This window comes from Stenotrophomonas maltophilia (genome assembly GCF_013464915.1).
Taxonomy (GTDB): domain Bacteria; phylum Pseudomonadota; class Gammaproteobacteria; order Xanthomonadales; family Xanthomonadaceae; genus Stenotrophomonas; species Stenotrophomonas maltophilia_AT.
Genome location: NZ_RAVT01000032.1, coordinates 82,501 through 84,492, shown reverse-complemented (window position 1 = coordinate 84,492; position 1,992 = coordinate 82,501). Strand labels below are relative to the sequence as shown.

Annotated in this window: 2 rRNA genes (1 of these 2 only partly in view); both read right to left on the bottom strand. The window is 54.5% G+C overall.

The window, feature by feature from the left end:
• Nucleotides 1–74, bottom strand: a 5S ribosomal RNA gene (rrf, locus tag D7T59_RS12355); the annotation flags it as partial.
• A gap of 126 nt (nt 75–200) precedes the next feature.
• Nucleotides 201–1,992 (bottom strand): 23S ribosomal RNA (locus D7T59_RS12350) (it continues 1,088 nt past the right edge of the window).

Genomic DNA, 1,992 nt, shown 5'->3' with positions numbered 1-1,992 from the left:
CCATCGGCGCAGCTGCGTTTCACTTCCGAGTTCGGGATGGGATCGGGTGGTTCCACAGCGCTAATTTCACCAGGGAGGCTTTTGGAGAGTCGCACTCGTCCCKRTGGGACAAGGCGCCAGCCTCGCATAGTTCTTGTGACGTAGCGTGCACTTGGATGCTCTTACGACGYTGTCGTAAAGCCAAGGCAACTTGAGGTTATATGGTCAAGCCKCWCGGATCATTAGTATCAGTTAGCTCAATACATTGCTGTACTTACACACCTGACCTATCAACCACGTAGTCTACATGGTTCCTTCAGGGGGCTTGTGCCCCGGGAGATCTCATCTTGAGGCGCGCTTCCCGCTTAGATGCTTTCAGCGGTTATCGCTTCCGAACATAGCTACCCGGCAATGCCACTGGCGTGACAACCGGAACACCAGAGGTTCGTCCACTCCGGTCCTCTCGTACTAGGAGCAGCCCCTCTCAAATCTCCAACGCCCATGGCAGATAGGGACCGAACTGTCTCACGACGTTCTGAACCCAGCTCGCGTACCACTTTAAATGGCGAACAGCCATACCCTTGGGACCGACTACAGCCCCAGGATGTGATGAGCCGACATCGAGGTGCCAAACACCGCCGTCGATATGAACTCTTGGGCGGTATCAGCCTGTTATCCCCGGAGTACCTTTTATCCGTTGAGCGATGGCCCTTCCATACAGAACCACCGGATCACTAAGTCCTAGTTTCCTACCTGCTTGATCCGTCGATCTTGCAGTCAAGCACGCTTATGCCTTTGCACACAGTGCGCGATGTCCGACCGCGCTGAGCGTACCTTCGAGCTCCTCCGTTACTCTTTAGGAGGAGACCGCCCCAGTCAAACTACCCACCATACACGGTCCCCGACCCAGATAATGGGCCCAGGTTAGAACGTCAAGCACGACAGGGTGGTATTTCAAGGATGGCTCCRCTGCAGCTAGCGCCACAGTTTCATAGCCTCCCACCTATCCTACACAGACGAACTCAACGTTCAGTGTAAAGCTATAGTAAAGGTTCACGGGGTCTTTCCGTCTTGCCACGGGAACGCTGCATCTTCACAGCGATTTCAATTTCACTGAGTCTCGGGTGGAGACAGCGCCGCTGTCGTTACGCCATTCGTGCAGGTCGGAACTTACCCGACAAGGAATTTCGCTACCTTAGGACCGTTATAGTTACGGCCGCCGTTTACTGGGGCTTCGATCAAGAGCTTCGCCTTGCGGCTGACCCCATCAATTAACCTTCCAGCACCGGGCAGGCGTCACACCCTATACGTCCACTTTCGTGTTTGCAGAGTGCTGTGTTTTTGATAAACAGTCGCAGCGGCCTGGTTACTGCGACCCTCTTCAGCTATAGCTCGCACGAGCCACCAAAAAGGGTGCACCTTCTCCCGAAGTTACGGTGCCATGTTGCCTAGTTCCTTCACCCGAGTTCTCTCAAGCGCCTGAGAATTCTCATCCTACCCACCTGTGTCGGTTTACGGTACGGTCTGCGTAAGCTGAAGCTTAGGAGCTTTTCCTGGAAGCGTGGTATCAGTGACTTCGCCWTAAAGGCTCGTCTCGGTGCTCGGTCTTARAGGATCCCGGATTTGCCAAAGATCCAAACCTACCGCCTTTCCCCAGGACAACCAACGCCTGGTACACCTAACCTTCTCCGTCCCTCCATCGCACTTACGCGAGGTGCAGGAATATTAACCTGCTTCCCATCGACTACGACTTTCGTCCTCGCCTTAGGGGCCGACTCACCCTGCGCCGATTAACGTTGCGCAAGGAAACCTTGGGCTTTCGGCGTGCGGGTTTTTCACCCGCATTATCGTTACTCATGTCAGCATTCGCACTTCCGATACCTCCAGCAGACTTCTCAATCCACCTTCAACGGCTTACGGAACGCTCCTCTACCGCGCATAACAAAGTTATGCACCCCAAGCTTCGGTTCTGTGCTTAGCCCCGTTAAATCTTCCCCGCAGACCGACTCGACC